This is a genomic window from Allobosea sp. P4_H5 (assembly GCF_056400825.1).
In genome coordinates, this window is sequence record NZ_JBFUKM010000005.1 from 226,952 (window position 1) to 252,614 (window position 25,663).

Below are 25,663 nucleotides of genomic sequence, written 5' to 3' on the forward strand. Positions count from 1 at the left end.
CTTCAGCTGCCCACTGCGCAATCCCGCCGATCCAGTCTTGCTGTCGTTGCCGGTGCGTGCCCTACTCCGACAATAGGGGGAGGACGGCGCATGGCCCATGGGGTTCTCGCACAGGACGGCTCGCCGTCTCATCAGGGGCACAACGGCTCCCTCCCTGCCTTGACGCTCGGCGCCCTCGGCGTCGTCTACGGCGACATCGGCACCAGCCCGCTCTATGCGCTGAAGGAAGCGGCCCGGGCCGCAAGCGCCGGCGGCGCCCTGCAGCCGGGGGCGGTCGTCGGTTGCGTCTCGATGATCCTGTGGGCTTTGATCCTGATCATCTCGATCAAGTATTCGCTGCTGATCATGCGCGCCGACAATCGCGGCGAAGGCGGCATCATGGCGATGCTGGCCTTGCTCAAGGCGCGCCACGCCAAGCCGGGTTCGCCACGGGCTTATGTCCTCGCGGTCGGGCTCGTCGGCGCTGCGCTGCTCTATGGCGACGGCGCCATCACGCCGGCGATTTCCGTGCTCAGCGCCATCGAAGGCCTCAAGGTCGATGCACCGTTCCTGGCGCCGGCGGTCGTTCCGTTGACCGCCGCGATCCTGTTCTGCCTCTTCCTGGTTCAGAGCAAGGGCACCGGCTTCATCGGCCGTCTGTTCGGGCCGATCATGCTGCTCTGGTTCCTCGCTTTGGCGCTGCTCGGCATCCGGGGCATCCTGATGGCGCCGGGCATCCTGGCTGCGATCAATCCGTTCAACGCCCTCTACTTCATCACCCATACCGCCCCGCTCGTCGGCTTCGCCGTTCTCGGGGCCACCTTCCTGGCCGTGACCGGCGGCGAGGCGATGTATGCGGATATGGGCCATTTCGGTCCGAAGACGATCCGCCTCGCCTGGTTCGCCGTCGTGCTGCCGGCGCTGATGCTGAATTATTTCGGCCAGGGCGCGCTGCTGCTGGTCCATCCGGAGGCGATCGAGAACCCGTTCTATCAGCTCGCCCCGGACTGGGCGCATTATCCACTGATCGTCTTCGCGACGGCGGCCGCCGTCATCGCCTCGCAGTCGATCCTGACCGGCGCCTTTTCGCTGACCCGTCAGGCCGTGCAGCTCGGGCTTTTCCCGGCCGTCCGCATCAAGCACACCGCCCATGATCAGCAGGGGCAGATCTACATCCCGATCGTCAACTGGCTGATCTGCCTGGCGACCCTGACATCGGTCTTCGCCTTCCGCTCATCCGAGGCCCTGGCCGGTGCCTACGGCATCGCAGTCTCGCTGCTGATGGCGATCACCACCGGGCTGGCAGCGCTGATCGCGTTGAAATGGGGCTTCAACCCGATCCTCGTCCTGGCGGTCAACGGCTTCTTCCTGTTGATCGATCTCACCTTCTTCTCGGCGAACCTGCCGAAGCTGCACGAGGGCGGCTGGTACCCGCTGGTCCTGGCGCTGGCGCTGACGGTGATCATGCTGACCTGGCGACGCGGCCTTGCCTTGGTGGAGGCGGCGCGCGCTCGCCAGCGCGAGCCGGAGAAGGAATTCCTCGAGATGCTGGCGACCAACCCGCCGCTGCGCCTGCCGGGGACGGCCGCCTTCCTGGCGTCTGCCGCTCGCGGTCTTCCGCTCTCGCTCACGCATTTCGTTCGCCACAACCATGCGCTGCACGAGCGCATTCTTCTCGTGACTGGCAAGCTCGAGGAGATTCCCCGCGTCTCCGACGAGAACCGGATCGAGCTGATCGAGCTCGCGCCCAGCGTCACACGCGTGATCATCCATTTCGGTTTCATGGAGACGCCGCACATCCCCAATGGCTTGCGCTGCGGCGTCGAGCACGGCTTGCTGCGGGGCGTCGATCTCGACGGGATATCGTATTATATCGGCCGCGAGACCGTCATTCCGCGCGAGGAGATCGCGGGCATGGCGATGTGGCGCGAAGCGTTCTTCTCGTTCATGCAGCGCAATGCCGAGCGGTCCGCCGCGCATTTCCACATCCCGGCCAAGCAGGTCGTGGAGGTCGGGGTCGAGATCGAGATCTGATCGCCGTGGCTGCGGAGAGGGGCACGTCGTGCCGGGCCATCTCCGGTCAAAAAAAGCTGGTCACCCCGGCGGGCGAAGGGAGCCCCGGGGTGACCAGCGTTTCAATCGATCCAGGCCGATGCCTGTCGGTCTCAGAGCCCCAGCTTGCGCTTGCGCTGGCCGAGCGTGCGCAGGCGCAGCGCGTTGAGCTTGATGAAGCCGGCGGCGTCGCGGTGGTCGTAGGCGACGGCGCCCTCTTCGAAGGTGACGAGGTCCTGATCGTAGAGCGAATAGGGGCTGGAGCGGCCGATGACATGGACGCCGCCCTTGTAGAGCTTGAGCCGCACCTGGCCGGCGACGAACTCCTGGCTCTTGTCGATCAGCGCCTGCAACATCTCGCGCTCCGGCGAGAACCAGAAGCCGTTATAGATCAGCTCGGCATATTGCGGCATGAGCTGGTCCTTGAGATGCGCGGCGCCGCGATCGAGCGTGATCGACTCGATGGCGCGGTGCGCGACGGCCAGGATCGTGCCGCCGGGCGTCTCGTACATGCCGCGGCTCTTCATGCCGACGAAGCGGTTCTCGACCAGGTCGAGCCGGCCGATGCCGTTGTCGCGGCCGAGCTCGTTGAGCTTGGCCAGCAGCTTGGCGGGGGAGAGCTGGACGCCGTCGATCGCGACCGCATCGCCCTTGGCGAAGTCGATGCTGATGACCGTCGGCTTGTCCGGCGCCTCCTCGGGCGAGATCGTGCGCGAATAGACATAGTCCGGCACTTCCTGCGCCGGGTCCTCCAGCACCTTCCCCTCGGAAGAGGCGTGCAGCAGGTTGGCGTCGACCGAGAACGGCGCTTCTCCGCGCTTGTCCTTGGCGATCGGGATCTGGTGCTGCTCGGCGAAGGCGATCAGCTGCTCGCGCGAGCGCAGATCCCATTCGCGCCAGGGCGCGATCACATGGACGTCGGGCTTGAGCGCATAGGCGGTCAGTTCGAAGCGGACCTGGTCGTTGCCCTTGCCGGTGGCGCCATGGGAAATCGCGTCGGCGCCGACGCGGTCGGCGATCTCGATGAGCTTCTTGCCGATCAGCGGGCGGGCGATCGAGGTTCCCAGCAGATAGACGCCCTCATAGGCGGCATTGGCCCGGAACATCGGGAAGACATAGTCGCGGACGAACTCTTCCCGCAGGTCCTCGATATGGATGTTCTCGGGCTTGATGCCGAGCAGCAGCGCCTTCTGGCGGGCCGGCTCCAGCTCCTCGCCCTGGCCGAGATCGGCGGTGAAGGTCACGACCTCGCAATTATAGGTGGTCTGCAGCCATTTCAGGATGATCGAGGTGTCGAGCCCGCCGGAATAGGCGAGTACGACCTTGTTCACGCGCTTGTCGGCCATGGACTGGTCTTCCTGCAGTGGCGGCACGGGGGCTCGTGCCTGGAGTAGAGAATGCGACCTGGCCGGCCGCATTTCGGACGTAACCGGGCACTATCGCAGGGTTCGGGGCGACGCAATCGGAACCTTCTGATCGATCTGGCGTCATCCGCTGATGGGTTGCCGCCCGCAATGCGGGCGGAGCGATGCGTTGCTGGTTGGGGGTCAGATGCCGAATCGTCCTGTTCTGGATTTCTGGTACGAGTTCGCGTCGACCTATTCCTGCCTGAGCGCCCTGCGGATCGAGGAACTGGCGGAGGCTGCCGGAGTGGCGGTGCGCTGGCGGCCGTTCCTGCTTGGCCCGATCTTCGCAGCCCAGGGCTGGACCAGCTCCCCCTTCAATCTCTATCCGAACAAGGGCCGCTATATGTGGCGCGACGTGGCGCGCCGCGCTGGCCGGGCCGGTCTCACCATCGTCAAGCCCGAGACCTTCCCGCAAAACTCGCTGATCGCGGCGCGGCTCGCGCTGGCCGGACGCGAGGCCGGCTGGCTACCAGCCTTCTCCAAGGCGCTGTTTCGTGCGCAATTCTGCGAAGGGCGCAATATCGCCGAGGAGGCGGTGTTGAACGCAGCGCTGCGCGAAGCCGGGGCCGATCCCGCCAGCGCTTTCCCGGCCTCGCGCAGCGAGGAGGTCAAGGGTCGGCTCAAGGCCGAGACCGAGCTCGCCAAATCGCTCGGGATCTTCGGCGCGCCGACCTTCGTCACCGGCGACGGCGAACTGTTCTGGGGCGACGACCGGCTCGAGGAAGCGCTCGGCTGGGCGAAGGACGGGCGCTAGCCGCCCGCCGGCGGCGCCGGGCGCGACCAGGGCCCATGTGCAGCCGAGGTCTCGGCGATCTCCGGTAGCGTCTGCCTTTCGCTGATCTTCGGCGGGCCGGGCGGGGCCTGCGGCGGCAGGCGTCCGCCGGCGGTCTGCACCAGTGCCTGCACCCGCTTGGTGACGGATGGATGGGTCGAGAACAGGTCGGCGAAATCGTCGGGATCGTTCTCGAAGCACATGTCCATCACGCCTGACGGGACATTGTCGATGTCGGCACGGCCAGAGATCTTCAGTAGCGCCGAGATCATCGCGTCGGGGTTCTTGGTCAGCTCGACCGCCCCGGCATCGGCGAGATATTCGCGGGCCCGCGACAGCGACAGGCGGATCAGCACGGCGAGCAGCCATGCGACGGCGATCACCGCAAAGCCGAGGATGATCGCAAAGCCGCTACCCTTCTTGTCGCCGTCCGAGGAGATGCGAACCCGTCCGAGATTGCGGAACACGACTTCGCCGACGAAGGAGATGATGCCGGCGATCACCACGGCGATCACCATCAGCCGGACGTCGCCATTGCGGATATGGGTCAGCTCATGGGCGATGACAGCTTCGATCTCGGCGTCGTTGAGCTGCTCGATCAGCCCGGTGGTCAGCGTCACCGTGAACTGTTTGTCGTTGACGCCGCTGGCGAAGGCGTTGAGCGCGTCGCTCTGGATGATGGCTAGTTTCGGCGTCACCATGCCGCGGGAGATGCAGAGATTCTCCAGCATCCGGTAGAGCTTGGGCTGCGCCTCACGCGTCACGCCTTCGGCGCCCGAGACAGCCTCGATCAGTCCGACATTGATCTTGAAGCCGATCAGGACCCAGGCGCCGGTGGCGAGCGTGATGAAGGGCAGCCAGGACCAGAAGCGCTGGCCGACGAAGTTCAGCACCGTGCGCCCGCGCGGCACGCCGACATAGCCATAGCCGACCAGCATGACGCCCCAGACGGTCAGGTAGACCATCAGGAAGAGCCCGATGATCAGGGCGATCGACCGGGTCCGGTTGTTGCGCTGATGGGTGTAGAGCCCGAAGGCTTCCCCCGGCATCGCCGCAGCTCCGCTGTGAGGCTACCGCGCCGCTCAGAACTTGACGGTCGGTGCGACTTCGATCTGCTTGCGCGTCTCTTCGCCGACATCGAAGAACTCACGTGGGCTGAAGCCCATCTGCGGCGCGAAGAACACCGCCGGGAAGGCCTGGATCGCCGCGTTGAACTCGCTGACCGCATTGTTGAAGAAGCGCCGCGCCGCCGCCAGCTTGTCCTCTACATTGCCGAGATCCTGCTGCAGCTGCTGGAAGTTCGCGCTCGCCTTGAGATCGGGATAAGCCTCGCCCAGCGCCAGCAGGCGCCCGACCGCGCCGGTGAGCTGCTGCTCCGCCACGGCCTGGTCGTGCGGGCCGGTCGCGGCCTGGGCCTGGTTGCGCGCCTTGATCACCGCGTCGAAAGTCTCCTTCTCGTGAGTGGCATAGCCCTTCACGGTCTCGACGAGGTTCGGGATCAGGTCGTGGCGCTGCTTCAGCTGCACGTCGATGTCGGCGAAGGCCTGGTTGACGCGCTGGCGCATCGCGACGAGGCCGTTATAGGTCATGATCAGCCAGACCACGACGACGACGATCAGTCCAAGGACGACCCAACCCATGGTGTTCTCCTTCGGCTCAGGCAATCTTGCGGCACAGGCGATCTCGCCGGCAACCTTGCATGAAGGGCGACGATAGGGAAGCTGCCGCCGCTCGCAGCGAGCGCCTTGCGTCGGTCAGGCCGGCTTTCCGACGCTGTTGCGCGCGATCATCCTGACCGTCGCGATCACAGCGACCGCCGAAATCGCGGTCGCCAGCGAGGAGAGGGTGCCATAGCCGAGCGTATCGGCGAGCTTGCCGGCCAGCGTCGAGCCGGCGAGATAGACTAGCGGTTACTCCATCTTGAGACTCTTCAAAGCGAGCGCAATGCGCACCCGGGCGGTTACGGACGAGGCTTCGTTCAGATGGAGCTTCATTGTTTCCTCCCAGTCTCTTCTTGATTGGCAGCCTGCTCAGCCGAAGGTGAAGGCGTAGGCGCGGACGCCGGGATCGAGGAACTCGATGCTGAAGTCGCGGGGCTTCACCGGCCCGTCCTGGCGGACCAGCTGATAAAGCCGCTCGTCGCCGATCGTGCCGTAGCCGTCGGCGTCGATATCGACGCCACTGGCGCTGCCGGGCGCGGCGCCATCGATGGTGACGCGGAAGCGGACCGGCGGGCTGCCGGGCAGGCGGCCCATCACCAGATGCAGGTCGCGGGCATGGAAGCGATGGTTGATCCGCCCACCGGCCTGCTGCGACGTGGCGAACTCGCCGGTGACGGTCCAGCTGCCAGACAGGCTCCACTGGTTGAGGCGAGGCGAGGTGGCGGCCTCATAGGTGGCTGGAGCATCGGCCCGGATGCCGCCAGGCGAGGCGAAGCCATTGCTGCGGGCATGGCCGAGATAGGTCTCGGGCGAGCGCAGATTGGCAAAGTCGGGCGCTCCTTGCGCGCCTTCGCCGGAGACCTCGGCGATGCCGGGCTCGACCTTGCCGCCGGCCTCGGCGAGCAGCGACTGGATCACCTTTTCGGAGGCGGCGTAGTCGCCCTCGCCGAACTCGTGATGGCGGGTGCGGCCCTGCGTGTCGATGAAATAGCGCGCCGGCCAGGCCTGGTTCCCGAAGGCGCGCCAGACCGCATAGTCGTTGTCGATCGCGACCGGATAGGTCACGCCGAGCGCCGCGACCGCCTTGCGGACATTGGCGGGGTCCTTCTCGAAGGCGAACTCCGGCGTGTGCACGCCGACCACGACGAGGCCCTGGTCCCGGTACTTCTCGGCCCAGGCTCGGACATAGGGCAGCGTGCGCAGGCAGTTGATGCAGGAATAGGTCCAGAAATTCACCAGCACGACCTTGCCGCGCACGCTCTCGGCGGTGAGCGGCTCGCGGTCGAGCCATTGCTTTGCGCCGAACAGCGGCTTGGACGCCGGCTGTGCCTGTGCGGTTGTGACAAGGCTCGGGGCAGCCGGCATGGTGATATCGAGGAGGCGTTGCTCGAGCGCAGCCGTGGTCGGCGCCGACAGGCGGGTGAGGACGCTGGTGTCGAAGCCGAAGGTGATCGCGACACTGCTCGCGACCACGGCGAGGCCGAGGCCGCGCCTCACGGGTTCGAGGAGAGCAGCGGGGCGCCGGGCCCATGCCAGCAGCCGATTGCCCAGCAGGAGAACGGCAGCCAGCGCTGTCGCCGCGCCGGCGGCATAGGCGAAGAGCAGGAGCGCGGTGGTGAGGCTCGGCCCGCCAAGGGCGGCGCCGGCGAGGATCAGGCCGAGCACCGGCCCGGCGCAGGGCGTCCACAACAGGCCCGTGGCGACGCCGAGCAAAGCCGAGGAGGCCGGCCGCAGATCGGTGCGGCCGTCAGGGCCTGTAAAACGCGCCAGCTTCTCCCCGAGCGCGGTCAGCGGCGCGGCAAGGCGCTCGGCTAGAGCTGGGAACAACAGCGCCAGCCCGAACAGGGTGACGAGGCCGAGGGCGATGCTGCGGCCATGGCTGTTGAGCGCGATCGCCCAATTGCCGGCGACGGCGGCAAGGCTTGCGACCCCCACGAAAGCCAGCACCATGCCGAGCAGCATCGGCAAGGTGCCTGTCCGGAAGGGCTGGCCGGTCCGCGTCAGCACAAAGGGCAGGACCGGCAGGATGCAGGGGCTGGCGATGGTCAGCATGCCGGCGAGATAGGCGAGAACGAAGTTCATCGTGTCATCTCCTCGGGGGCGTCAGGAACGCGCCGCGCCGCGCCGTGGCGAAGCATTCGATGTCGTGATCGGGCTGGGGCCGTAGCTGCGCGGGCCAGTGAAGGCGCTGCAGGTCATCGCAAAGCTCGCGGTCGCGGCCAGCATCGCAGCAGCCAGCAGGCGGCGCAGCGCCGAAGTAGGTCCCACCTGAGTTTGGGCGCCCGCCGTGGCGGTCAACGGAACGATGCGGGCCATGTCATGCTCCAATCATTTATTTATCGAGCGATTTAATCGCTCGATATGTAAACGGCCGAATCCCGCCACTCAATCGCTTGAAAACAAATCGTGCATCAAATACCTGTGAGCGATCCTTTTTCGGGAGGAGTGCAATGGCTGGTGAGACAGGACAGGCGGAAGGCGGGGCCGACAGGCTGCCGGGGCTCGACGAATTTCTCTGCTTTGCGGTCTACTCGACCAATCTCGCCTTCAACCGCGTCTACAAGCCGCTGCTCGACGAGCTCGGGATCACCTATCCGCAATATATTGCGCTGGTCGCCCTCTATGAGCAGGCGGATCAGACCGTCGGCCAGCTCGGCGAAAAGCTCTTCCTCGATTCCAGTACTTTGACGCCGCTGCTGAAGCGGCTGGAGGCGATGGGCGCGGTGACGCGCCAGCGCGACCCGCAGGACGAGCGGCAGGTGCGCCTCAATCTGACGGCTCAAGGCCGCGCGCTGCGCGAGCGGGGCAGGGCGGTCCGCGTCAGCATGCAGCGCACGACCGGGCTGGTCCCCGAGGAGCAGCGCGATCTGCGCGAAGCGATGGTGCGGCTGCGGGGAAATCTCACCGCAGCCGAGCATGAGCGCCGTTCCTGAGCGGCGGCTCGATCAGGCTGCGACCGCCGCCAATCCCAGCGCCGGCTGGATCTCGGCCAGGATCTCGTAGGAGCGCTTGCGGGCCGCATGGTCGAAGATCGCCGAGGCGACGATCAGCTCGTCCGCCTTGGTCTTCTCGATGAAGGCCTGCAATTGCGCCCGCACGCTCTCGCGCGAGCCGACGAAGGAGCAGGCCAGCATGCGCTGCGCCTGCGCCTTCTCCGGGCCGGACCAATAGTCCTCGATGTCGTTGATCGGCCTCGGCAGCAGGCCACGCCGGCCGCGCAGCATGTCGGCGAAGCGCTGCTGCACCGAGGTGAAGAGGTGATGCGCTTCGGCGTCCGTCTCGGCCGCGATGACGTTGCAGCCGACCATGGCATAGGGCTTGTCGAGCTGGGCCGAGGACTGGAAGCGCTCGCGATAGACGGCGAGCGCGTCCATCAGCGCATCCGGCGAGAAATGCGAGGCGAACGCATAAGGCAGGCCGAGCACGGCGGCGAGCTGCGAGCCGAACAGGCTGGAGCCGAGGATCCAGAGCGGGACATTGGTGTTGGTGCCGGGAACTGCCTGGATCACCTGGTCCGGCTGGAGCGGGCCGAGCAGCGCCTGCAATTCGAGCACGTCCTGCGGGAAGCGCTCGGACGCGTCGGCCTCGCGCCGCAGCGCGCGCCATGTGCGCTGGTCGGTGCCGGGCGCACGGCCGAGCCCGAGGTCGATGCGGCCTGGATAGAGCGTTTCCAGCGTGCCGAACTGCTCGGCGATCACGATTGGCGAATGGTTCGGCAGCATGATCCCGCCGGCGCCGACGCGGATCGATTTGGTGCCTTCGGCGACGTAGCCTATCGCGACCGAGGTCGCGGCGCTGGCGATGCCGGTCATGTTGTGGTGCTCGGCCAGCCAGAAGCGGGTGTAGCCGAGCCTTTCCGCATGTTGGGCGAGATCACGGCTGTTGTGGAGGGCGTCTGCTGCGGTCGCGCCTTCGGCGATGAAGGCAAGGTCGAGAATGGAAAGCGGGAACATTGGGCTTTTCCCTTGCATCGCTCCGGCTTGGCGCCGGGCTTCGTCGCGAAAGATCGGCAGCCTTCCGGCGGCTCGCAAGGCCGCTCCACGCATGCGCGACCGGCATTTCGCGCCGCAATCCGCTTGCGAAACGCTACGAAAATCGCTAGGTCAGCCTCGTCCGAAGGGCCGTGATCGATCACAGCCGGGGGCGGCCGACCGGCCTGCTCCCGTTTCGTGTTTGAAAAAACGGGCCTTTTGATGCGGATCGGCCCCTGCGGCCAGGCGCCGCCGTCCTTAAGGACGGCAAGCTCCGTAACCGGAGCCCCGTGCGGATCGATCCGGCGTGCAACACCAACCCAAGCGGCGCCATAGCCGGACATCCGCGGGATACGCGGCCGGCATTCAGGAGCATTTATGTCAGCTGTCGAAAGCTATCACGCGGGTCGCGAGGATTTCGCCGCCCTGCTCGAGGAATCGTTCACCCGGAACGAGGCCCTCGAAGGTACCGTCATCAAGGGCAAGGTCGTTGCCATTGAGAAGGACATGGCGATCATCGACGTCGGTCTGAAGACCGAAGGTCGCGTCGCTCTCAAGGAATTCACCGGCCCGGGCCGGGAAGAAGAGCTCAAGGTCGGCGACGAGGTCGAGGTCTATCTCGATCGGATCGAGAACGCGCTCGGCGAAGCCGTCATCTCGCGCGACAAGGCCCGCCGTGAAGAGAGCTGGGTCAAGCTCGAGAAGGCGTTCGAGGCCCGCGAGAAGGTCATGGGCAACATCTTCAACACGGTCAAGGGTGGCTACACCGTCGATCTCGACGGCGCCGTCGCCTTCCTGCCACGTTCGCAGGTGGACATCCGCCCGATCCGCGACGTCGGCCCGCTGATGGGTCAGCCGCAGCCCTTCGAGATCCTCAAGATGGATCGTCGCCGCGGCAACATCGTCGTCTCGCGCCGCACCGTTCTCGAAGAGACCCGCGCCGAGGCTCGCTCCGAGCTCGTCGCCTCGCTCGAAGAGGGCCAGGTCATCGACGGCGTCGTCAAGAACATCACCGAATACGGTGCGTTCGTTGATCTCGGCGGCATTGACGGCCTCCTGCACGTGACCGACATGGCCTGGCGCCGCGTCAACCATCCGTCCGAGGTCGTGACCATCGGCCAGACGGTCAAGGTCAAGATCATCAAGATCAACCAGGAGACGCACCGCATCTCGCTGGGCATCAAGCAGCTGCTGGCCGATCCGTGGGATGGCATTGCCGCCCGCTACCCGGTCGGTACCCGCCTGAAGGGGCGCGTCACCAACATCACGGACTACGGCGCGTTCGTCGAAGTGGAGCCGGGCATCGAAGGCCTGATCCACGTCTCCGAGATGTCCTGGACCAAGAAGAACGTCCACCCCGGCAAGATCGTCTCGACCTCGCAGGAAGTCGACGTCGCGATCCTCGAGGTCGATCAGGTCAAGCGCCGCATCTCGCTCGGCCTCAAGCAGACCCTGCGCAACCCGTGGGAAGTCTTCGCCGAGCAGCATCCGGCTGGTTCGGTCGTCGAGGGCGAGGTCAAGAACAAGACCGAGTTCGGTCTGTTCCTCGGCCTCGAGGGCGACATCGACGGCATGATCCATCTGTCGGACCTGGATTGGAACCGTCCGGGCGAGCAGGTGATCGAGGAGTACAAGAAGGGCGACATGCTCCAGGCGGTCGTCCTCGATGTCGACGTCGAGAAGGAGCGCATCTCGCTCGGCCTGAAGCAGCTTGGCGGCGATCCCTTCGTGGATGCCGGCGAGTTCAAGAAGGGCCAGGTCGTGACCTGCGAGATCATCGACGTCAAGGACGGTGGTCTCGACGTCAAGATCTCCGGCACGGACATGACGACCTTCATCAAGCGCGCCGAAATCGCGCGTGACCGTGCCGAGCAGCGCCCCGAGCGCTTCGCGGCCGGCGAGAAGGTCGACGCCCGCGTCATCCTCTTCGACAAGAAGGCCCGCAAGATCCAGGTCTCGATCAAGGCCCTGGAAGTGGCCGAGGAGCGCGAGGCGATGGCCACCTACGGCTCGGCCGACTCGGGTGCTTCGCTCGGCGACATCCTCGGCGCCGCCCTCAAGAAGGCGACGACCGACAAGAAGTGATCATCAGGCCGCGTTTCGCGGCCTGACCAATCCATCGGCCCGCGCGGAGAAATCCGCGCGGGCTTTTGTTTCGCCCGAGGTCGTCATTCTCGGACGGAGCGAAGCGTAGATCCGGGAATCCCGGGACCAGAGCGCGCTGGTTTCCGAGATGGTCGGGTCAAGCCCGACCATGACGAGATGAGATGGAGACGGACATGCAGGACGCAGCTATCGGGATCGATTTCGGCACCACGAACAGCGTGGTCGCGCTCGCACGTCCTGATGGTTCGGTGACGACCCGCAGCTTCGCCACCAGGCAGGGCGCCGTCGATGCCTATCGCTCGGCGCTGATGTTCTGGCGCGAGGGCCGCCCGCCCCACGCCCACGTCACCCATGTCAGCGGCCCCGACGCACTCGACATGGCGCTCGGCATGACCACCGAGCACCGCTTCCTGCAATCGCTGAAGACGCATCTGTCGAGCCGCGCCTTCCAGGAGACGCGCCTGTTCGGCAAGCTCTTTCGGCTGGAGGACCTGATCGCGGTCTTCCTGACCGACCTTTCCGCCGGGCTGGACGATCTCGGCGAGCGCAGCGTCCTCTCGGGCCGCCCGGTCGTCTTCGCCGGCGACCGGCCGGACGAGCAACTCGCCCTGACGCGACTGGCGGCCGCCTATGGCAAGGCCGGCATGAGCAAGGTCGATTTCGCCTATGAGCCGCTCGGCGCTGCCTACTGGTACGCACGCGAACTGAAGACGCCGCAGACCATGCTGGTCGCAGACTTCGGCGGCGGCACCAGCGACTTCTCGGTGATGCGTTTCGAGCCCGGTGGCAACGGCACCTTGCAGGCCGTGCCGCTCTCCCATGCCGGTGTCGGCATCGCCGGCGACACTTTCGACTATCGCATTATCGAGCATGCGGTCTCGCCGCTGCTCGGCAAGGGCTCGGACTACCTTTCCTTCGGCAAGCGCCTGCCGATCCCGGCGCATTACCACGCCGCCTTCGCACAATGGCACCGGCTCTCGCTGATGAAGAGCAGGGAGACCATGACCGAGCTCAAGGCGCTGATCCGCGACGCCGTCGAGCCCGGCAGGCTCGAGGACCTGATGACGGTGATCGAATACGATCTCGGCTACGAGCTCTATCGTGCCGTCTCGGCCACCAAGATCGCGCTCTCCTCGCAGGAGGAGGCGCAGCTCAGCTTCGATCAGATGGGCGTGCGCATCGACCGCACCGTGACGCGGGCCCTGTTCGATCGCTGGATCGCCGAGGATGTGGCGGCGATCGAAGGCGCGCTCGACGAGGCGCTGGCCACCGCCGGGGTCGCCGGCGACAAGATCGAGGCGGTGTTCATGACCGGCGGCACCTCCTATGTGCCGGCGGTGCGCGCCTTGTTCGACCGGCGCTTCAGCCCGCAGCGCATCCATATCGGCGACGCCTTCCGCTCGGTCGCCAGCGGCCTGGCCCTGCTCGCGCTCGACCGGCAGCGGGCGCTCGCCGCGGCCTGAGCCGGGCATCCTGCCGCGTCGATTGTTGCCTTGCCCGTCCCGCACCGGGGAGCTACATCACAGGGCCCCTGGAGCCCGCGCCGACGAGCTTGCACCGCAAGCGATCGGACTGTGATCTCTGTCGCAAAGTGAGAGCCGGAGCCGCCGACATGTCGTCCGATGCCGATCTGCTCGCCGATCGTCGCAGCCTGCGGCGCAAGCTCTCGCTCTGGCGGTTGCTCGCGCTTGCCGGCGTCGTCGTGATGGTCGTCGCCGGCGCGCTCGTCTGGAGCGGGCGCCTGCCGGGCAGCACCGCCCAGGCGCATATCGCGCGCGTCACCATTTCCGGCTTCATCTCCGGCGATCGCCGCACGCTCGAGCTGATCAAGTCGCTGGAGGGCAGCCGCGCCAGCGCCGTGTTGCTCAGCATCGACAGCCCCGGCGGTACGGTGACCGGCTCCGAAGCCGTTTACGATGCGGTCCGCCGCCTTGCCGCCAAGAAGCCCGTCATCGCGGTGGTCGACGGCATGGCCGCCTCCGGCGGCTACATCGTCGCGCTCGGCAGCGAGCGCATCGTCGCGCGCCAGACCTCGATGGTCGGCTCGATCGGCGTGATCGCCCAGATCCCCAATGTCGCCCGGCTTCTCGACACCATCGGCGTCAAGTTCGAGATCACACGCTCGAGCCCGCTCAAGGCAGCACCGAGCGGCCTTGAGCCGACTTCGCCGGAGGCGGCCGCCGAGACCGCCCGCGTGATCGCCGACAATTACGACTGGTTCAAGCGGCTGGTCGGCGAGCGCCGCAAGCTCGCCGATCCCGAGATCGCCGCAGTGTCCGACGGCCGCGTCCATTCCGGCCGCCAGGCGATCAAGCTCAAGCTCATCGACGAGGTCGGCAGCGAGCAGGAGGCGATCACCTGGCTCGAGCGCGAGAAGGGTGTCGGCAAGGATCTGCCCGTGCGCGACTGGCGCCGCCGCAGCGAATCCTCCTCCTACGGGCTCTGGAGCGCAAGCGAGGCGGTGGCGCGCGCCGCCGGCCTGGAGGAGCTCGCGGCCCTGCTCGCGCGTGCTGCCGAAACTCCGGTTGGACTGCGGCTTGACGCGCCCTTGGCGCTCTGGCAGCCTGCCGTCGAAAAGTGACGATGTTACAAGCGGTTATATTGCACCCATGATAAAATCAGAACTCGTCCAGCGCATCGCCGAGCGCAACACCCATCTCTACCAGCGCGATATCGAGAACATCGTCGGCTCGATCCTCGATGAGGTCGTCAAGGCGCTCGCGCGCGGCGATCGTGTCGAGCTGCGCGGCTTCGGGGCCTTCTCGACCAAGGAGCGCGCCGCCCGTGTCGGCCGCAATCCGCGCACTGGCGATTCCGTCAAGGTCGACCAGAAGTTCGTGCCGGTCTTCAAGACCGGCAAGGAGCTGCGCATGCGGCTGAACGGCAAGGCCTGAGATGGGCTGGAGGAGAGCGGGATGAAGGCTTTCTTCAAGGCGCTGGTGCTCGTTCCGGTGGCGCTGATCGTGGTGCTGTTCTCGGTGGCGAACCGCGCGCCGGTTCGGGTCTCGCTCGATCCGATCAGCCGCGACGCGCCGGCGTTCGCCCTCGACCTGCCGCTCTTCGCCGTGATTCTCGCTGCCATCGCCGTCGGCATCCTGATCGGCGGCTTCGCCTCCTGGCTGGCGCAGGGCAAGCATCGCAAGGCGGCGAGGGTCAATCGCCGCGAGGCCGACAAGCTGCGTGGCGAGGCGCAGTCGCTGCGCGCCGCCGTGCCGGATTCGGCGCTGCCGGCGCTGACCAGCCGCGTCTGAAGCCAGCATCATGCGTTTCTTCTCCGCCGCCGAGATCGACGGCCTGCTGAATTTCCCCGCTTTGGTCGATGCGCTCGCGGAGGCCTTCCGGGGCGACATCGTCACGCCGGTGCGTCATCACCATGAGGTCGAACGCCCGGATGCGGCCGCGACCCTCCTGCTGATGCCGGCCTGGACGGCGCCGGAGGAAAAGCCAGCCTTCCTCGGCACCAAGGTCGTCACGGTATTCCCCGGCAATGCTGCGGTGAGTCTGCCGAGCGTGATGGGCAGCTATCTCTTGATGGACGGAGCGAGCGGTGCGCCGCTCGCAGCGCTGGATGGCGCGCGCCTGACGCTGTGGCGCACCGCAGCGGCCTCCGCGCTGGCCTCGCGCATGCTGGAGCGCCCGGATTGCAAGCGGATGCTGATGGTCGGAGCCGGTGCGCTCTCGACCTTCCTGGTCAAGGCGCATCGCAGCGTCCGCCATTTCGAGGACATCGCGATCTGGGCGCGCCGGCCGGAAGCCGCTGCCGAGGTCGTGGCCGAACTCGCGCGCGACGGCATCGAAGCGCGCGTCGCGGACAATCTGGAGTCCGAGGCGCGCCAGGCCGATCTGATCTCCTGCGCCACCCTGTCACGCGAGCCGCTGATCCAGGGTCGCTGGCTGAAGCGCACCGCCCATCTCGATCTGGTCGGAGCCTTCAACCTGTCGATGCGCGAGGCGGACGACGAGGCGCTGCAACGCGCCCATGTCTTCGTCGATACGCAAGCGGCGCTGCACGAGGGCGGCGACGTCGCCGTCGCGATCAAGGCTGGGGCCTATACCGCAGAGCAGATTTCGGGAACGCTGGCCGGTCTCTGTCGCGGGGAATATGACGCCGCCGCCGAACGCGACGACGTCACCTTGTTCAAGTCGGTCGGCACCGCACTCGAGGATCTCGCCGCTGCCATGCTGGTCTGGAAGCTGGCGAACTGAAGCGCGTCGTCAGACCCTGACGGCCGGGCCGCCCAGGGCCCCGAGCAGCCAGAGCACGATCACGATGGTCAGGACCAGGCCGACGACGCCGCCGAGGCCAGCACTGCCATAGCTCCGATGGCCATAATACCCGCCGCCGCCGAGCAGGATAACGAGCAGGATGATGATGAGAAGTGTGGACATGGTTCGCGCCCCTTCTTCCGTCCGCCCGCCTCGTCAGTTGTCGGCGAGCGAGCGCTGGAAGAACGTCGGGCGCGAACCGTAGGTTCCCGTGTTAATCCGCCTTGATTCCGACCTCGCGGATCAGGCCGACCCATTTCGTCTGCTCGGCGCGGACGAAGGCGGCGAGCTCGGCCGGCGTGTTGCCGACCGGCTGGGCAGCGAGCTGGTCCATCTTGCCGCGCACCACGGGGTCGGCGATCGCGGCCTTGGTCTCGGCCTGCATCCGGTCGACGATCGCCTGCGGCGTCTTCGCCGGCGCGAACAGGGCGAACCAGGAGGAGACGTCGAAACCCGGCACGAGATCGTTGATCGGTGCGAATTCGGAGGCGGTCGGCGCGCGCTGTGCGGTGGTGACGCCGAAGCCGCGCACCGTGCCGGCGCGGACCTGGGGCAGGGCGGCGGTGATGTTGTCGAACATCAGGTCGACGCGCCCGCCGATCAAGTCCTGCATCGCCTGCGCCGAGCCGCGATAGGGCACATGCACCATCTTGATGCCGGTCAGCTTCTGGAAGAGTTCGCCGGCGAGATGGATCGAGGTGCCGACACCGGAGGAGGCATAGGTCAGCTTGCCGGGATTGGCCTTGCCATAGGCGATCAGCTCGGCCGTATCCTTGACCTTGAGGGTTGGGCTGACGACGAGCAGGTTCGGCACCAGCGCGACCATGGTGATCGGGGCGAAATCAGTCAGCGGGTCGTAGTTGACCTTGGCGTAGAGCGCCGGATTGGCGACGAGGCCGACCGAGACGATCAGCAGGGTGTCGCCGTTCGGCTCGGAGCGCGCCACCGCCTCGACGCCGATATTGCCGCCGGCGCCCGCCCGGTTCTCGACCACGAAGGTCGCGCCGAGCGCCTGGCCGACCTTGTCGACGACCAGCCGTCCGAGGATATCGGTGGCGCCGCCGGGCGTGAACGGCACGACCAGTTTGGGCGTGCGCCCTTGCGGCCAGGCGCCCTGTGCGCGGCCAGCCGCGGGCAAGGTGAGCGCGGCGCCGAGGCCGCCGAGCAAGGCGCGGCGGTCGAGTGTGAAACGGCTCATCGTCGGATGTCTCCTCCAGAAACGTTCGCCGGTGGGCTTGCCGCCCGTTTTTCGGCAGTGGAGACGCTGCCGGCTCCCGCGCGCCCTGTCCAGCCCATTGAGCGGGCAGTGGCTTGACCTCGGCGCGAGCGGCCTGCGATTCTGCCACCATGCAAACGCTTCGTCGCTTCGCCCCCCTGATTCTCCTGCCGTTGCTCATGATCGCGGGAGCTGCGCGCGCCCAGTCCACCGGCGAGGCGGAGGCGAAGACCCGCGCCGCCAATATCGCGGCGTACCCGGATGCCGCCCGCGCCCTGTTCGGCCAGAAGGTCACGCCGGCCGCCTTGAGGGCGCGCTCGATCGGCTCCTATGCCCGCGGCTGCCTGGCCGGCGCGACGGCGCTGCCGGTCGATGGCGAGAACTGGCAGGTCATGCGCCTCGCCCGCAACCGCAACTGGGGCCACCCCGAGCTGATCTCCTTCCTCGAGCATTTCGCTCGTGAGGTGCCGAAGATCGCCGGCTGGCCCGGCCTCCTGGTCGGCGACATCTCGCAGCCGCGCGGCGGGCCGATGCTGACCGGCCACGCCTCGCACCAGATCGGGCTCGATGCCGATATCTGGCTGACGCCGATGCCCAGGAAGCGGCTCGACAGTGACGATCGCGAGAACATGTCCGCGATCAACATGGCTCGCTCCGACTGGCGCGACGTCGATCCGAAGAACTGGACGCCGGCGCATACCCGCCTGATCAAGGCGGCAGCGAGCGAGCCCAAGGTCGAGCGCATCTTCGTCAATCCGGCGCTCAAGGTTGCGCTCTGCCGCGAGGCCGGCTCGGACAAGGCCTGGCTGGGCAAGGTTCGGCCGATCTGGGGCCACAACTACCATTTCCACATCCGCCTAAGCTGCCCGCCCGGCATGGAGGGCTGCCAGGGCCAGGAACCGCCCAATTTCGGCGATGGCTGCGGCGAAGAGCTCAACGGCTGGGTCGAGAAGCAACATCAGGCGATCTTCAACCCGCCTAAGCCGAAGCCGGGCCCGAAGCCGAAGCCCAAGCCGCCCATGTCGCTGGACGCACTTCCGGCCGAGTGCCGGCAGGTGCTGGTGTCGCGCTAAGGCATAGTGCGACCCGCATTTCCTCTGTCATAGTACTGTTTCAGCCTCGCTGAGCGCGGCGCATGGCGTGTCGCACACGGCTTTGCTGCCGACAGAGGAGGACGTGATGAGTGCCAGTCCGACCATCGTTCTCGTTCATGGCTTCTGGGGCGGGGCCGCTCATTGGAGCAAGGTCATCGTCGAACTCGCTCGCATGGGCCATTCAGATCTCCGTGCGGTCGAGATGCCGCTGACCTCGCTAGCGGATGATGCCGAGCGCACCCGCAAGATGGTGAAGCAGCAGGCGGGGCCGGTGCTGCTGGTCGGCCACTCCTATGGCGGCGCCGTCATCACTGAAGCCGGCGACCTGCCGAATGTCGCAGGTCTCGTCTACATCGCCGCTTTCGCGCCGGATGCGGGCGAGAGCCCGGGCGGCATCAGCCAGGCGGCTCCGCCGGCGGCGATCGCCAACCTCGCTCCCGACAGCGACGGCTATCTCTGGATCAACTACGACAGGTTCCACGAGAGCTTCTGCCAGGACCTGACCGCCGACGAGGCGCTCGCCATGGCCGTCGCGCAGAAGGCGCCGCTGGCGTCGACCTTCGGCGATACCATCACCGCGCCGGCCTGGAAGGTGAAGCCGAGCTGGTATCAGCTCTCCACCGACGATCGGATGATCCATCCGGACAACCAGTATCGCATGGCCGAGCGGATGAAGCCGCGCCGCATCCTGACGCTCGATGCCAGCCACGCCTCCCTGGCTTCGCGGGCAGGCAAGGTGGCGGCCCTGATCGACGAAGCCGCTCGCGAGGTTGCCAAGGTCTGAGAGGCGGGGTGGTTGCGGCGACCCGCATGGCAGGTCGCTGCGGCAGTGCTAACGTCGCAACGATCCGGTCTGCTGCCCCTGCGGCCGGTAGGCGAACGGATCGTTGCGCGGGTTGATCGGCGGCTCCTCGCCCGGCTGGGCGCTGTCGATGATGCCGTTGCCTTCCTCGTCGCCGACGATCAGCTCCTCGGTCGGCGGCGTCGAGCCCGGCAGCTGCAGTGGCCCGCGCATCTCGCTCGGCGTCGGCTGCGGCTGGTAGCGCTGCGACATCWGCGGCTGCGTCTCCTCCTCGATATAGCGCCGCTGGCCGTCGAGCCCGCCATGCTGCTGATGTGCGACCGGATAGCCGCCGCTGACTGCGCCCGGCGGACGCAGGCCGCCGCTCGGCTGGCGCAACAGGCCGCCGGAGCCGCTCGCCACCATCGGCGGCGGCAGGTTCTGACGCGTATCCTGCTGCTGCTGTTGCAGCGCCATCCGATCCGGCCGCGCCGGGTCCGGCGGCGGCAGGTTGTAGTTGGGCTCGTACTTGATCACCGGCTTGCAGATATGCCGGCCCTTGGAATGCCGCGCCAGGTCGATATGGAAATGGTCGTAGTGCATCGGATCGGCGCCGGGGCCGAGCACGGTCGAGAAATGCTCGCAGGCACCGACGAAGATCTCGCGCAGGAAAGCCTGCTCCTCCGGCGCGCCGCGCCAGCCATCCTTGACGGTGACGACGCGGTTGTCGTTCAGGCGGAAGGAAAAGACGTCGACGGCATTGCCGAAGGCATGCTCGGAGGTGCGGCTCGTGCCGGTGCCGTTGTTCATGGCGCGGCAGGAATAGGAGCCGGCGCGGATCTCGATCACCTGCGCGCCGAGCACGTTCATCGCTGCCGGCTGCACCACCTCGGTGAACCATTTGTCTGTCGTCGCGACCACCGGGCAGGCCAGGGTCGCATTGCTGGTCAGCGCGACGCTGCCATTGGCGAAGGCCGCGACCTTGAGCGGCTTCTCCATGCCGCAGGTGCCGGGGCCATCGATCGCCTTGCCGCGCAGGCTGACATAGGCCGAGAGCTGCACCTGGCCCGAGGACAGGCACTGGGCTTCGGCCTGGTCACGCCAGGGCGCGCGCTGCGGCTTCTGGAACTTGCCGCAGCCGGCAAGGCCGGCGCCGATGACGCCGAGCGCGAGGAGAGTGAGGTGAACGCGACGCATGACCAATCAAATGCGAGGCGTTGGGTGAACGGTTTGTTGACCGGCTGCGTCCTGGAAGCCACGGACGGATTAACTTTGCCGGTGGCGTTAAGCGGGGGTTAACGCTGCCGGTGCGGCGTTAAGGTGTTGCCGCCGCGACGGTGCCGAAGGCGACCTTGTTCATCGCGCGGCCTGGCATCAGGGTGAAGGCGCCGGCCACGGCCAGTCCGGCGAAGAGCCAGAGCATGGCGGAGCGATGGGCGACGATGTTGCCGCGCCGGCGCATGATGATGGCATAGGGCAGGTTGACGATCGTCAGCACGCTGAGCAGGTGGATCGCGCTGTAGCGGCCATTGCTGGTGATGAAAGCCGAGCTCGCCGCAGTCACGGCCATCCCGACCACGAAGATCCAGCCGACGAGACGATGGCGCGCCGTGCCCTTGCGCATGGCGAGGACGGTGAGCCCTGCCGCAAGCGAGGTCAGCGCCGCCAGCGCGTGCAGCTGCATGATGGCCGGCGCGGCGAGCAATGGGGCAAGCGTCATCGCGAGATCCTTGCGGCCGCAGAGGCGATCATGCCGCGGAGCTTAGCATCGACTTGCGATTCTTGCCCGGGTCAGTCGGCGTTTGCGCAAGGTCAACGCGGTTGCGCTGCCTCGGCGACCACACCAAGTTACGCCGCAACGTCAGGGCCCCGCGCCATTGGCGTCCCGCCGACTGGGCGTGCCAGGCAACGCCGGCTTCAAGCCCGCCATCCGAGGAAGTCTCTCGATGTCCGATCTCTCCGCTTTCGCGATCACGCAGCGCTGGCCGGCCCAGCATCCCGACCGGCTTCAGCTCTATTCGCTGCCGACGCCCAATGGCGTGAAGGTTTCGATCATGCTGGAGGAGACCGGCATCCCCTATGAGCCGCACCTGATCGACATCGGCAAGAACGAGAGCTGGACGCCGGAATTCCTCTCGCTCAATCCGAACGGCAAGATCCCGGCGATCATCGACCCCAACGGCCCCGGCGGAAAGCCGTTCGGCCTGTTCGAGTCCGGTGCGATCCTGGTCTATCTCGCCGACAAGGCCGGCAAGTTCCTGCCCACCGACCCGGCCCGCCGCTACGAGACCCTGCAATGGGTCTTCTTCCAGATGGCGGCGATCGGCCCGATGTTCGGCCAGCTCGGCTTCTTCCATAAGTTCGCCGGCCGTGAATACGAGGACAAGCGTCCGCGCGACCGCTACGTCAATGAGAGCAAGCGCCTGCTCGGCGTGCTCGAGACCAGGCTTGCCGGGGGCGATTGGCTGATGGGTGACGAGTACACCATCGCCGACATCGCGACGCTCGGCTGGGTCCGCAACCTCGTCGGCTTCTACGGTGCTGGCGAGCTGGTCGAGTATGACAAGCTCAAGCTCGTCCCGAAATGGCTGGAACGTGGCCTCGCGCGTCCGGCGGTGCAGCGCGGGCTGGAAATCCCGAAGCGGCCGGGCTGAGGGCGCTACATCGTCATGGTCGGGCTTGTCCCGACCATCCACGTCTTCTTGTGGCGAGTGCGGTGTTCAAGACGTGGATGCTCGCCACAAGGGCGAGCATGGCGGCGGAGTAGCGGGCCGCGCGCGTGAGTGCTGCACCTCAATACTTGATCACGCCGAACCGGCGGAACGCATCATGGATGCGGTCGGCATAGGCGTTGAAGCTCGGATAGTCGCCGAGATGAGCCGGGCGCGGCCTCGGCAGTTCGATCTTGATCTCGTCGACGACCCGGCCCGGCGTTGGCGACATCACCAGAACCCGGTCGGAGAGGCCGATCGCCTCCTCGATCGAGTGGGTGATGAAGACCACCGTCTTGGCTGTCTCCAGCCAGAGCATTTCGAGATCGTGCCGGATCTGCGTGCGCGTGATCGCATCGAGCGCGCCGAAGGGCTCGTCCATCATCAGCACTGACGGGTTGTGGATCAGCGCGCGGGCGATCGAGACGCGCTGGCGCATGCCGCCGGAGAGCTGCTTCGGATAGCGGTCGGCCGCATGGCTGATGCCGAGCTTGGCGAAGAGCTCGAGCGCCCGTTCCCTGGCCGGGGCCAGCGGCAGGCCGCGGATCTCGGCCTGCAGCATGACGTTCTCCAGCGCCGTCCGGAACTCCAGCAGGAGATGGTCCTGGAAGACGATGCCGATATCGGTCAGCGGCTCGGTCAGCGTCTTGCCGTTGACCAGGAGCTCGCCGCCGCTGGTCGGGATCAGCCCGGCCGCCATCAGCATGAACGTGCTCTTGCCGCAGCCGGACGGGCCGATCAGGCTGACGAACTCGCCGCTCCTGATATCGAGCGTCAGCCCGTCGACGGCCGTGAAGCCGCCGAAGGTCTTGACGATGCCGCGCCCCTCGATCGAGGCGGCGGGAGAGGCAGCAGCGGCCGTCATGCTTTTCCCTCGTTGACTACGAGCAGGCCGGCGCCGAGGCCGGCAGCAGCTCGGTCGTGTAGTAGTCGGTGATCGGTTTGTCCTTGGGGAGGCCGAGATATTGCGTCAGCAGGTCGAAGCTCACGCTCCAGTTCTTCTCCGGCACCTTGCCGAGCGAGGTCGCGCCGGGCGCGCAGAGCAGCTTGTTGACCACGTCGAACTGCGCCAGCACCTGCGCCTTCTTCACCGAGGGGAACTGCGCGACGACCGCGTCGGCGGCGGCATCCGGGTTCTTGCGGGCGGCGTCCCAGCCCTGCAGGCTCGCCTCGATGAACTTCTTGTAGAGCTCGGCATCGGCCTTGATCTTGTCGTCGCGGGCGATGATCGAGAGCCCCACCGTCGGCACGCCGACATCGCGGTAGAAGATGTCGCGCACCTTGAAGCCACGTTCGCGAATCTGCACCGAGTGGAAGTCGGCGCCGCCCAAGATGGCGTCGACCTTCTTCTCCAGCAGCGCGCCGACGAAGGCGCCGGGGTCGATGTTGATGACGTCGACCTTGCCCTTGTCGATGCCGTTGCTGGCGAGGATGGCGTCGAGCAGCGTCGTCTGGGCCGTGCCGGGCTGGACCGCGAGCTTCTTGCCGACGAGGTCCTTGGGCGAGGCAATCCCGCTGTCCTCCAGCGCGATGATGGCGAAGCCGTTGGTCTGCAACACGGGGGCGACGATCTTCACCGGGGCGCCCTTGGTGCGCAATTGCATCGCCGCCGGCGCATCGGCGAAGCCGACATCGGTCTGGCCCGTCGCGACCATCTGCGCGGTGGTGCCCGAGCCCTTGCCCTCCTCGATCGTCAGGTTGATGCCGGCCTTCTCGTAGAGGCCCATCTGCTTGGCCATCATGAAGCCGGCATTGGGCGCCGCGGCGAGGAAGTTCAGCGTGATCTTCATCGGTTTGCCGGTTTGGGCGAAGGCGATGCCGCTGCTCAGGGCGAGGATGGCGGCGCTTGTGAGCAAGGTCCTGCGTTTCATCATTGTCTCCTCCCTAGGTTGCCGGTTGGCTCCGGCGAGATGGCGATCGGATCAGCCCTTGCGCTGCCAGGGCATCAGCAGCACTTCGAGCCAGTCGACGAGGTAGCTGAACAGGATGCCGACGGCCGACAGCGCCACCAGGCAGGCAAAGATCAGCGGCATGTCGAGGAAGCTCGTGCCGCGCAGGAGCAGGTAGCCGAGGCCGGCATTGGCGCCGACGAATTCGCCGACGATCGCTCCCGTCGCCGCGAACACGGCCGAGACCTTGAGGCCCGAGAAGATATAGGCCAGCGCCGCCGGCACCCGGACATAGCGGAAGGTCTGCCAGGCGGAGGCGCCCATCGAACGGGTCAGATAGAGCACGCGCTCGTCCAGGGCGCGGAAGCCCGTCATGCTCGCGACCAGCGTCGGGAAGAAGCAGAGCAGGAATGTCAGCAGCACCTTCGGGAACAGGCCGAAGCCGAACCAGACCACGAAGAGCGGCGCGATCGCGATCTTCGGCACGAGCTGGAAGAAGACGATCACCGGATAGACCGCTTTCTCCAGCAATTTCACCGAGACGATGACATAGCCGAGCGGGATCGAGATCACCGCCGCCATCAGGAAGCCGAGCACGATCTCGTTGGCCGTCACCAGCGTGTGGCGGAAGATGTCGGCGCGATCGAGCCAGAGCCGCTCGAAGAAGGCGCTCGGCACCGGCAGGATGTATTCGGGGATGCCGGCCATCGGCACCAGGAGCTGCCAGGCGACCAGCAGCACGGCGAAACTCGCCAGCGGCCAGGCGATAGCCGAGGCCCAGGCAGCGACCTTGCCGGAGGCCTGTTGCGTGGCCGGGGTGGTTGCGCTGTCGCTGCTCATGCTGATGTCTCTGTCGGCAGCATGCGTCGGGCCGCCTCTGTCGAAACGGCGGGGAGAGCGCCGATCTGTCGCCGCCGGAGCGGCCAGATCGCTGCCATCTCCCGGGCGGCGGTGGCGAGCGCCGCCGCGATCTCTCCGCGACGTGCCTCCTGCATGCGCGGCAGCGGCCCGGCCACGCTGAGCGTGCCGGCGACGGAGGCGCCTGCGTCCGGCCCGGCGCGGAAGGTCGTCGCCATCGCGACCGTGCCGATCTCACCCTCCTCGACCGCCAGCGCGTAGCCACGACTGCGGGTCTCGCCAAGATGCTGCCTAAGCGCATCGACATCGCCGAGCGCGTTCGGGCCGGTGCGCCCCTCGCCGCTAAAGCCGCGAGCACAGACGATGCGCAATGCCTCCTGCTCAGGCAGGGAAGCGAGCCAGGCCTTGCCCGTCGCGGTCGCGTGCAGGACGATACCCATCCCCATCGGCGGCTCGTAGCGCAGGCCGGCGGTCGCGCCCTGCGCCCGGGCGATCCAGGTCAGGCTCTCGCCCTCGACCACGGCGAGACGGCAATATTCGCGGGTCGCGCGGGCGAGCCCGTCGAGCACGATCTGGCCGGCATCGGGCAGGCCGCGCAGGTCGAGATTGCGGAAGGCGAGCTGCGACAGTTTCAGGGTCAACCCATAGGCGCCCGATTGGGGGTCCTGCGTGACGAATCCGCGCTCGGCGAGGGTGGCGAGCAATCGGTGCGTGGCGCTGACCGGCAGGTCGAGCCGCTCGGCAAGCACGGTCAGGTCGGCGCCGTCGGCTTCGTCGGCCAGCGCCTCCAGCAGCTTGAATGCACGCTCGACCGCCGCGATCGTCACCCGTTCCCGCCCCGTTCTGTATAAATTGGAAATCATTTCCAATTTGGATTTCGTTTTCGTATAGAGACGAGGCG

At 66.8% G+C, this 25,663-nt stretch carries 26 protein-coding genes; 12 read left to right on the forward strand and 14 right to left on the reverse strand.

What is annotated here, in order from left to right; translation table 11 throughout:
• Positions 1-159: 159 nt before the first annotated feature.
• A complete protein-coding gene (locus AC1DS0_RS12390) occupies positions 160-2,013 on the forward strand; it encodes a potassium transporter Kup (RefSeq protein ID WP_476814827.1) in 1,854 nt (617 codons plus the stop codon).
• A gap of 131 nt (positions 2,014-2,144) precedes the next feature.
• Here the strand turns inward: AC1DS0_RS12390 and AC1DS0_RS12395 are convergent, their stop codons facing one another.
• Positions 2,145-3,377 (reverse strand): argininosuccinate synthase, encoded by a 1,233-nt coding sequence (locus AC1DS0_RS12395; protein WP_152016525.1) that lies wholly within the window; start codon positions 3,375-3,377, stop codon positions 2,145-2,147.
• A 205-nt stretch (positions 3,378-3,582) separates the two neighbouring features.
• Between AC1DS0_RS12395 and AC1DS0_RS12400 the strand changes: the two genes are divergently transcribed.
• The gene (locus AC1DS0_RS12400; protein ID WP_476814646.1) at positions 3,583-4,191 is read left to right on the forward strand and encodes a DsbA family protein; all 609 of its coding nucleotides are present in this window, start codon (positions 3,583-3,585) and stop codon (positions 4,189-4,191) included.
• Here the strand turns inward: AC1DS0_RS12400 and AC1DS0_RS12405 are convergent.
• The 4 genes from AC1DS0_RS12405 to AC1DS0_RS12420 form a co-directional block, all read right to left on the reverse strand.
• On the reverse strand, positions 4,188-5,258 hold the full coding sequence (locus AC1DS0_RS12405; RefSeq protein ID WP_476814647.1) for a M48 family metallopeptidase: 1,071 nt from the start codon (positions 5,256-5,258) through the stop codon (positions 4,188-4,190). The genes AC1DS0_RS12400 and AC1DS0_RS12405 overlap by 4 nt on opposite strands.
• Positions 5,259-5,291: 33 nt before the next feature.
• On the reverse strand, positions 5,292-5,849 hold the full coding sequence (locus tag AC1DS0_RS12410; protein WP_091833473.1) for a LemA family protein: 558 nt from the start codon (positions 5,847-5,849) through the stop codon (positions 5,292-5,294).
• A 390-nt stretch (positions 5,850-6,239) separates the two neighbouring features.
• Positions 6,240-7,952 carry a cytochrome c biogenesis protein DipZ gene (locus tag AC1DS0_RS12415; RefSeq protein ID WP_476814648.1) on the reverse strand — a complete coding sequence of 571 codons (1,713 nt, stop codon included), beginning with the start codon at positions 7,950-7,952 and terminating at the stop codon, positions 6,240-6,242.
• 21 nt (positions 7,953-7,973) lie between these two features.
• Complete coding sequence (locus AC1DS0_RS12420) at positions 7,974-8,186, reverse strand: hypothetical protein (protein WP_476814649.1); 213 nt, start codon at positions 8,184-8,186, stop codon at positions 7,974-7,976.
• A gap of 134 nt (positions 8,187-8,320) precedes the next feature.
• Between AC1DS0_RS12420 and AC1DS0_RS12425 the strand changes: the two genes are divergently transcribed.
• Positions 8,321-8,803: a MarR family winged helix-turn-helix transcriptional regulator gene (locus AC1DS0_RS12425; protein WP_476814650.1), complete on the forward strand. Its 483-nt coding sequence runs from the start codon at positions 8,321-8,323 to the stop codon at positions 8,801-8,803.
• Between the two features lie 12 nt (positions 8,804-8,815).
• Here the strand turns inward: AC1DS0_RS12425 and AC1DS0_RS12430 are convergent, their stop codons facing one another.
• Positions 8,816-9,823: an LLM class flavin-dependent oxidoreductase gene (locus AC1DS0_RS12430; RefSeq protein ID WP_476814651.1), complete on the reverse strand. Its 1,008-nt coding sequence runs from the start codon at positions 9,821-9,823 to the stop codon at positions 8,816-8,818.
• A gap of 396 nt (positions 9,824-10,219) precedes the next feature.
• On the opposite strand from AC1DS0_RS12430, the gene rpsA reads away from it, so the two are divergent.
• The 6 genes from rpsA (at position 10,220) to lhpI (ending at position 16,153) form a co-directional block, all read left to right on the forward strand.
• Complete coding sequence (gene rpsA / locus AC1DS0_RS12435) at positions 10,220-11,926, forward strand: 30S ribosomal protein S1 (RefSeq protein ID WP_476814652.1); 1,707 nt, start codon at positions 10,220-10,222, stop codon at positions 11,924-11,926.
• A 194-nt stretch (positions 11,927-12,120) separates the two neighbouring features.
• The gene (locus AC1DS0_RS12440; protein ID WP_476814653.1) at positions 12,121-13,410 is read left to right on the forward strand and encodes an Hsp70 family protein; all 1,290 of its coding nucleotides are present in this window, start codon (positions 12,121-12,123) and stop codon (positions 13,408-13,410) included.
• A 149-nt stretch (positions 13,411-13,559) separates the two neighbouring features.
• Entirely contained in the window at positions 13,560-14,528 is a 969-nt protein-coding gene (gene sppA, locus AC1DS0_RS12445) for a signal peptide peptidase SppA (RefSeq protein WP_476814654.1), read from the forward strand.
• A gap of 28 nt (positions 14,529-14,556) precedes the next feature.
• Complete coding sequence (ihfB, locus tag AC1DS0_RS12450; protein WP_091833512.1) at positions 14,557-14,841, forward strand: integration host factor subunit beta; 285 nt, start codon at positions 14,557-14,559, stop codon at positions 14,839-14,841.
• 21 nt (positions 14,842-14,862) lie between these two features.
• The gene (locus AC1DS0_RS12455) at positions 14,863-15,198 is read left to right on the forward strand and encodes a lipopolysaccharide assembly protein LapA domain-containing protein (RefSeq protein ID WP_476814655.1); all 336 of its coding nucleotides are present in this window, start codon (positions 14,863-14,865) and stop codon (positions 15,196-15,198) included.
• 10 nt (positions 15,199-15,208) lie between these two features.
• Positions 15,209-16,153: a bifunctional Delta(1)-pyrroline-2-carboxylate/Delta(1)-piperideine-2-carboxylate reductase gene (lhpI, locus tag AC1DS0_RS12460; RefSeq protein WP_476814656.1), complete on the forward strand. Its 945-nt coding sequence runs from the start codon at positions 15,209-15,211 to the stop codon at positions 16,151-16,153.
• Between the two features lie 9 nt (positions 16,154-16,162).
• Here lhpI and AC1DS0_RS12465 read toward each other — a convergent pair whose 3' ends face one another.
• Together AC1DS0_RS12465 and AC1DS0_RS12470 are read right to left on the reverse strand one after the other, a co-directional pair.
• On the reverse strand, positions 16,163-16,336 hold the full coding sequence (locus AC1DS0_RS12465) for a DUF3309 family protein (protein WP_476814657.1): 174 nt from the start codon (positions 16,334-16,336) through the stop codon (positions 16,163-16,165).
• Between the two features lie 91 nt (positions 16,337-16,427).
• Complete coding sequence (locus AC1DS0_RS12470; protein ID WP_476814658.1) at positions 16,428-17,411, reverse strand: Bug family tripartite tricarboxylate transporter substrate binding protein; 984 nt, start codon at positions 17,409-17,411, stop codon at positions 16,428-16,430.
• Between the two features lie 149 nt (positions 17,412-17,560).
• On the opposite strand from AC1DS0_RS12470, the gene mepA reads away from it, so the two are divergent.
• Both mepA and AC1DS0_RS12480 read left to right on the forward strand, forming a co-directional pair.
• Entirely contained in the window at positions 17,561-18,502 is a 942-nt protein-coding gene (gene mepA, locus AC1DS0_RS12475; RefSeq protein ID WP_476814659.1) for a penicillin-insensitive murein endopeptidase, read from the forward strand.
• Between the two features lie 106 nt (positions 18,503-18,608).
• Positions 18,609-19,307, forward strand: a complete 699-nt coding sequence (locus tag AC1DS0_RS12480; protein ID WP_476814660.1) for an alpha/beta hydrolase — start codon at positions 18,609-18,611, stop codon at positions 19,305-19,307.
• A 48-nt stretch (positions 19,308-19,355) separates the two neighbouring features.
• Here the strand turns inward: AC1DS0_RS12480 and AC1DS0_RS12485 are convergent, their stop codons facing one another.
• A complete protein-coding gene (locus tag AC1DS0_RS12485; RefSeq protein WP_476814661.1) occupies positions 19,356-20,501 on the reverse strand; it encodes an extensin-like domain-containing protein in 1,146 nt (381 codons plus the stop codon).
• Between the two features lie 118 nt (positions 20,502-20,619).
• Entirely contained in the window at positions 20,620-21,024 is a 405-nt protein-coding gene (locus tag AC1DS0_RS12490) for a DUF2306 domain-containing protein (RefSeq protein WP_476814662.1), read from the reverse strand.
• 226 nt (positions 21,025-21,250) lie between these two features.
• Between AC1DS0_RS12490 and AC1DS0_RS12495 the strand changes: the two genes are divergently transcribed.
• Complete coding sequence (locus AC1DS0_RS12495; protein ID WP_476814663.1) at positions 21,251-21,958, forward strand: glutathione S-transferase N-terminal domain-containing protein; 708 nt, start codon at positions 21,251-21,253, stop codon at positions 21,956-21,958.
• 139 nt (positions 21,959-22,097) lie between these two features.
• Here AC1DS0_RS12495 and AC1DS0_RS12500 read toward each other — a convergent pair whose 3' ends face one another.
• Genes AC1DS0_RS12500 through AC1DS0_RS12515 form a run of 4 tightly spaced genes read right to left on the reverse strand, consistent with a single transcriptional unit; the run spans position 22,098 to position 25,589 of the window.
• Positions 22,098-22,880, reverse strand: coding sequence for an ABC transporter ATP-binding protein (locus AC1DS0_RS12500; protein WP_476814664.1), 783 nt, complete (start codon positions 22,878-22,880; stop codon positions 22,098-22,100).
• A 16-nt stretch (positions 22,881-22,896) separates the two neighbouring features.
• Positions 22,897-23,886 (reverse strand): ABC transporter substrate-binding protein, encoded by a 990-nt coding sequence (locus AC1DS0_RS12505; protein ID WP_476814665.1) that lies wholly within the window; start codon positions 23,884-23,886, stop codon positions 22,897-22,899.
• 51 nt (positions 23,887-23,937) lie between these two features.
• Entirely contained in the window at positions 23,938-24,744 is an 807-nt protein-coding gene (locus tag AC1DS0_RS12510; RefSeq protein WP_476814666.1) for an ABC transporter permease, read from the reverse strand.
• Positions 24,741-25,589: an IclR family transcriptional regulator gene (locus AC1DS0_RS12515; RefSeq protein ID WP_476814667.1), complete on the reverse strand. Its 849-nt coding sequence runs from the start codon at positions 25,587-25,589 to the stop codon at positions 24,741-24,743. Before AC1DS0_RS12515 ends, AC1DS0_RS12510 begins: the two co-directional genes overlap by 4 nt.
• Positions 25,590-25,663: the final 74 nt, after the last annotated feature.